We start from the raw sequence: 6,227 nt of genomic DNA, 5'->3' as shown, positions 1-6,227 counted from the left end.
CGGGGTGGAGCAGCTCGGTAGCTCGTCGGGCTCATAACCCGAAGGTCGTCGGTTCAAATCCGGCCCCCGCAACCAACTATTTGTGTCCATGGCAAGCGCATAGCGCTGCGGTGGAGACGAAGACAGCAAGAAGCAACTGCTCTGCTTTTTGTGGTGGCAATACAATTCGGACGCGGGGTGGAGCAGCTCGGTAGCTCGTCGGGCTCATAACCCGAAGGTCGTCGGTTCAAATCCGGCCCCCGCAACCAACTTCTGACTGCTTTTCTTCTGCATTACCTCTCTGATTACCTCCAGTATCTGTTGCTTGCACACAATAATGTGTGTTTTTCCGATCCTTCTCGCCATTTGTTCGGTATTATCCTGCTTTCTGTTCATGGATGAGGCCGCACCCTGTGATGACCCCTTTTAGCTATTCTTCTCCCCAAATCACGATGCAGAACACCTCCCTCGCCGAGGTAATGGCAGGGCCGGCTGCCGTCAAACTCCTGCTCATTGCCGACTCAGCGCGCGATACCCTGCTGGCGACGCCTCCCTTTGCCGCCGTGGCAACCCAGATAGCCCTGGGTCAGAAGGCCCCTTATGCCCTCGACGACAGTCAGGGGCTGCAACGGGTGATCTTCATGGATGCCCGCCCGGTCCTGGATCATCGGCTCTACAAGCAGGTGCGCAGCTGGGTGGGCTCGCTGGCGGGCCTCAAGGCGACGCACCTGGCGCTCCATCTGGAGGGCTTTGACGATGAGCATCGCGCGCAACTGGCAAGGGTGGTGCTCGCCTGCCTGCTCGCCGCCGATGTGACCCTGCCGACCCAGAAACGGAGTGAGGCGACAAGACCGGGTTATCAGCAGTTGCAACTTTCCCCCCCTTGCGAGCTGGACATGGCCCGCCTGAGCGCAGAAACCGAAGGTAACGGTCTGGCTCGCCACCTGGCAGTGCTGCCAGCGTCCGAGCTCAATGCCCGTCATTACCGGGCCTATGCCCGGGAGCTGGCGCAGCAGGAGGGGTGGCTGTGGCAGGAGTTTGATGAGACGACCCTGGCACAGAAGGGGGCTGGCGCCTTCCTGGCGGTGGCCCGTGGTTCGGCGGACGGTCAGGCCGCCATCGTCAGGCTCAGTTACTGTCCGGCCAACCCGGTGCGCCGCGTTGCGCTGGTGGGCAAGGGGATCTGCCACGACTCCGGTGGCTACAACCTGAAAGTCGGTGGCAGCATGTATGGCATGCACCTGGACATGGGGGGCAGCGCGGTGGCCCTTGGCACGCTGCTGGCCATCAGCCGGGCGAAACTCCCCATTGAGGTGCACTGCTGGCTCGCCATCGCCGAGAACCACATCGGCCCGCAGGCCTTCCGGCCCGGTGAGGTGGTGACCGCGCTGAACGGCACCACCATCGAAGTGGTGGACACCGACGCCGAGGGTCGCATGGTGCTGGCGGATGCCCTGACCCTGGCGGCCGGGGACAAACCCGACTTGCTGATCGACTACGCCACCCTGACCGGCGCCTGCAAACGGGCGCTCGGCAGCCGTTACAGCGGCGTCTTCACCAACCGCCCCGAGTGGCTCACCACTCTGATAGCGCTGGGCCAGCAGAGCGGGGAGCGAGTCTGGCCCTTCCCCCTGGACGAGGATTACGATGACAACCTCGATAGCGAGTGGGCCGATCTGTTACAGTGCGCGCCGGGCGCCTCCCCGGATCACATCGATGCCGCCCGTTTTCTCACGCGCTTCGTGCCCGCCGAGCTTCCCTGGTTGCACCTCGACCTGAGTGGTTTTCGCAACAAGGGGGGCAATGGCGTGGTGGGCAGCGAGGTAACCGGCTTTGGTGTCAGGCTGACCCTGACCCTGCTCGACAGCCCTCTGGGGATGGGTGCGCCCGACGCATGACAACGTGGCCAAGCACAATCAATAAGGACAAGCGTGAAACAAGCAAGCTATGACTGGGTGCTGTTCGATCTGGACGAAACCCTGCTCGATTTTCCGGTCGCCAGGGCGCTGGAGCGGACCCTGCAGATCTACGGCGTGGCGCCGACTCCCCCCAAGATGGCGGAGTACCATGCCCTCAACCAGCGGCTCTGGCAGCAGTACAACTCAGGGGAGATTGACGCCACCCACCTGCAGCAGACCCGTTTTTCGCTCTTTGCCGAGCAGGTCAACGTGGCGCCCATGGCGATGAACGAGACCTTCCTGCAGCAGATCATCGCCCTGAGCGTGCCGCTGGAGGGGGTGGAGGAGACCCTGCAGGCCCTGAAGAGCAAGGTCAGAATGGGGATCATCACCAACGGCTTCAGCCTGCCCCAGCGCGGGCGCCTCGACAAACTGGGCTGGAACAGCTGGTTTGAGCCTCTCGTTATCTCTGACGAGGTGCAGGTGACCAAGCCGGCGGCGGCCATCTTCCAGCATGCCCTGGCGCAGATGGGTCAGCCGAGCCCGGCGCGGGTGCTGATGGTGGGGGACAATCCCAAGACCGACATCGCCGGTGCCGCCGCCCAGGGGCTTGCCACCTGCTGGTACAACCCGGGACGGGAAACAGGTCCGTGCGAGGCGACCCACGAGATCCACCACTTCGCCCATCTCTGCGCGATTGTGCTGGGAGAGTAGGTCCCCATGTCCGCAAGGATGTAAAAAAACAAGGCAGCCCATGGGCTGCCTTGTTTGCATCCGGCGTCTGCTAGCGGCCGAGGCGAGCGAGCAGCCAGGCCTCCAGCAAGGCCACTCCGGGGGCCAGCACGGCTTCGTCGAAGTCGAACTCCGGATGATGGTGGGGGGCCGCGAGGTTGGCTCCCAGGATGAGATAGGCGGCCTCGCCGCCGTGCTGCTGTACCCGCTCGATGAGGAAACCGGCATCCTCGCTGGCCCCGAAGCGGCGGGTGTGGATGGTATCAAGGGAGATCCCCTCTGCGAGAGGCACGATTTCCTCGATGAGGGCTGGGCTGTTCTCGATGCCGATCGCTTCCCCCTGTTTGCGAATGTGGTAGGTCGCGCCCTGCATCAGGGCCGCCCCCTCCACAATCTGCTGCACCTGATTGAACATGTAGTCGTTGAGGGCCGGCGTCGCGCCACGGGTCTCCCCCATCAGGCGGGCATGGCCCGGGATGACGTTGCGTCCACTGCCGCCGTTGAGCTGCCCCACGTTGATGCGGGTCATGCCGTCCCGATGGCGGGGAATGCCGAGCATGGCGGTGGTGGCCATGCAGGCCGCCGCCAGGGCATTGTGGCCCGCGTTGGGCTCGAGCCCCGCATGGGCGGCTTGCCCCATGAACTCCACGTCGAATTTGGTTGAACAGAGAAACTCGGTGGGGTTGACCACCAGCTCACCGCTGCTCGCGTGAATGCCGATGTGCAGTGCCAGCAGGGCGTCCACGTCGTCGAGCTGCCCCCCTGCCGCGAGCGCCTTGCCGCCTCGGCAGCCCTCTTCAGCCGGCTGGAAGAAGAGCTTGATGCGGCCAGTGAGGCGATCGGCGAGGGCCGCGATCCGCTCGGCCAGCACCAGCCCGATGGCGGTGTGACCATCGTGGGCACAGGCGTGCATCCAGCCCGGGTTGGCGGAGTGCCAGCCTCCCTGGCCGGGCAGGTGTGACGCCTCCTGGCTCTCTTCGACCTCCACCGCATCGATATCGAAGCGAAACGCCAGGGTGGGGCCGGGGCGCCCGCTATCCCAGAGTCCCATCACGCCGGTGAGTGCGTCGATCCGCGTCAGCCACTCCGGATGCGCCCCCTGGTGCAGGGCACGGGCCTTCTGGGCCTCGACGTCTATTTCCCGTCCCATGATGAGGGTGCTGGCGAGCAGTTGATCCCCCAGCATGATGGAGAAACCGAGTTCACTGAGGTGTTGGGCGATGAGGGTGGTGGTGCGAAATTCACACCAGGCGGCTTCGGGGTGACGATGAAGGTCGCGGCGCCAGTGGCGCAAGGCATCCTGAGTCATGGTGGTTCCTGCGTGGCAAATCCAGCGGTCATTGTGACGGGCAGGGGGGCAAGAGTAAATCCCGCAGGGGGAGATGCGACAAGGGGAGCCCGGGCTCCCCTTGAAAGATGGCATGGATGTCGACGCGGTCGTTTTGTGTGCGCAGATCGCACTCAATGATGGCTTGGCATCATCCTTTGCCAGAGCGCGTCAAAAACCCATGTTGCAGTCTGTTTTTTGAACCACCCCTCTGGTGCAGAGGGGGCAGAAGGCTGATTGACCGACTTAGAGCTGTGCCAGCGACGGCATGGAGACGGCAACCAGAGTGAAAAACACGGTGAAAACGGCGGTAACTACGAACTCTTTCATGATTTTATCTCCCTTGGTTGGCTCATGATGGAACCAAGATACCACAATAGAACGATAAAACAACGAAAAATGTAATTATGAGGCGAAAATGGTTTGGCGGTGAAATATGGCTGCATTTTTCAAAGTTTAAGGGCGTTTTTTGTCCTTGTAAGGGTTTTATGGTGATACCAGTTAAAGGGGATGTATATAAAGTCTTTAAATACATTGAGTTACGTTGTTCTTGTGACTCTTTCCTTTGTGGTTCCGATTGGGGTCTTTGTGGTGTTCTCCATTTTTAGTCAGCAAAATGGCCTGCGGGATGCGCCGATTGGTGTCGCCATAGGGAGGTTGGTGGCTGTCAGCCAGGTTTTGTCATCCCATGTCATGTTTTCTCACGACTTGTGTCCCAACCCCAGTCTGCAAGGCTGTTGCCAGCCAGGGTTATCCGATGAAGGCTCAATTTTCTGCTCATCCCAAACAGGATGGGAGCAAAAAGAGTACGAAAAAACGACAAAACGGCCGTCAAAGGAGCATGGAAGGAAAGGGGGGAAGGCGGGAAAATGGGGGGGCGATCTTCATGGGGCCTTGGGTGGCCGGAAGCCCCGTTTTTCGCTGTTTTCTTGGGGGGACGAGCCACTGGGCCCGCGCGCAGGGGAAGCGGGAGAGATCGTCGGCCCACCCGGGTGGCTATATGGCGCCAGTGTGATGGGATGAAGGGCAGGGGAGGCCTGGCGCAGGGCCGTGGCACTCCGGCACCAAGGCCTTTATCCAGACCCGTCGCGAACAAGGTGAGCAAGCAGAAAAGCGGGGGAAAGAAGTAAAGGAGAAGGTCGTGGGGTCAGAGGCTCAGGGCCGCCGGGCAAGGGGTAAGACATGGCGACAGTGGCCAGTGGATAGTCGGGCCCCCGCAGAGGGAGGAGGGGGTGAGGAGCCCGCATAAAAAAACCCTCCAGAGGAGGGTTTTTTGTCAGACCACAGCCCTTAGAACAGGGTGGTGGAGAGATCGTACAGCTCCTGGTTGAACGGGCGCTTCAGGTTCTCGATGCAGTCGATGATGTCGTGGTGCACCATCTCGTTGCCCTGAATGCCGACGCAGCGGCCACCCTGGCCCGCCAGCAGTTGCTCGACGGCGAAGGCACCCATGCGGCTGGACATGATACGGTCACGGGCAGTGGGAGAACCGCCACGCTGGATGTGACCCAGGATGGTGGCGCGGGTTTCGCGGCCGGTCATGGCCTCGATGTCTTTTGCCAGGGCGTTGACGTCGGTGACGTGCTCGCAGATGGTGATGATGGCGTGCTTCTTGCCCTTGGCTTCGCCTTCCTTGATCTGTTGCAGCAGCTTCTCCTTGTCGAAGGCCACTTCCGGCACGATCACGTATTCGGCACCACCGGCAACGGCGGCAGACATGGCGAGATCGCCGCAGTGGCGGCCCATGATCTCGACCACGGAGATGCGGTGGTGGGAGCTGCAGGTGTCGCGCAGGCGGTCGATGGCGTCCACGACCACGTTCAGAGCGGTGTCAAAGCCGATGGTGAAGTCGGTACCGGCGATATCGTTGTCGATGGTGCCCGGCAGGCCGATGCAGGGGAAGCCCTCTTCGGTCAGCTTCTTGGCACCCATGTAGGAGCCGTCACCGCCGATGACCACCAGGGCGTCGATGCCGTGTTTCTTCAGGTTTTCGACCGCTTCGGCACGGACTTTCGGATCCTTGAAGGCGGGGAAACGGGCGGAGCCCAGGAAAGTACCGCCACGGTTCACGACGTCGGAGACGCTGTGACGCTCGAGCTTGACGATACGGTCCTGGTGCAGACCGAGGTAGCCATCATAGATGCCGTAAACTTCCAGGCCATGATGCAGACCGGCGCGCACCACGGCGCGGATGGCTGCGTTCATACCCGGTGCGTCACCACCACTGGTCAAAACACCAATACGTTTGATTTGTTTGGTCATGAGTGCCTCTGGATCTGAGTTGTCGAAAA

The 6,227-nt window shown here is 61.6% G+C and carries 4 protein-coding genes and 1 tRNA gene; 3 read left to right on the top strand and 2 right to left on the bottom strand.

The annotated features are described in order from the left end of the window. Positions 1-171 precede the first annotated feature (171 nt). The 3 genes from ACVDHI_RS17955 (at position 172) to yjjG (ending at position 2,591) form a co-directional block, all read left to right on the top strand. Positions 172-248, top strand: a tRNA-Met gene (locus tag ACVDHI_RS17955). Positions 249-392: 144 nt separating this feature from the next. Next, positions 393-1,877, top strand: coding sequence for a M17 family metallopeptidase (locus ACVDHI_RS17950; RefSeq protein WP_447212359.1), 1,485 nt, complete (start codon positions 393-395; stop codon positions 1,875-1,877). Between the two features lie 33 nt (positions 1,878-1,910). Further along, positions 1,911-2,591, top strand: a complete 681-nt coding sequence (yjjG, locus tag ACVDHI_RS17945; protein ID WP_010674855.1) for a pyrimidine 5'-nucleotidase — start codon at positions 1,911-1,913, stop codon at positions 2,589-2,591. Between the two features lie 70 nt (positions 2,592-2,661). Here the strand turns inward: yjjG and ACVDHI_RS17940 are convergent, their stop codons facing one another. Together ACVDHI_RS17940 and pfkA are read right to left on the bottom strand one after the other, a co-directional pair. Beyond that, complete coding sequence (locus ACVDHI_RS17940; protein ID WP_408745313.1) at positions 2,662-3,918, bottom strand: amidohydrolase; 1,257 nt, start codon at positions 3,916-3,918, stop codon at positions 2,662-2,664. A gap of 1,308 nt (positions 3,919-5,226) precedes the next feature. Beyond that, a complete protein-coding gene (gene pfkA / locus ACVDHI_RS17935; protein WP_010674852.1) occupies positions 5,227-6,198 on the bottom strand; it encodes a 6-phosphofructokinase in 972 nt (323 codons plus the stop codon). Positions 6,199-6,227: the final 29 nt, after the last annotated feature.

It is taken from the genome of Aeromonas sp. 25-248 (assembly GCF_053005425.1).
The sequence above is the reverse complement of the archived record's forward strand: the minus strand, read 5'-3'. Positions and strand labels throughout refer to the sequence as shown.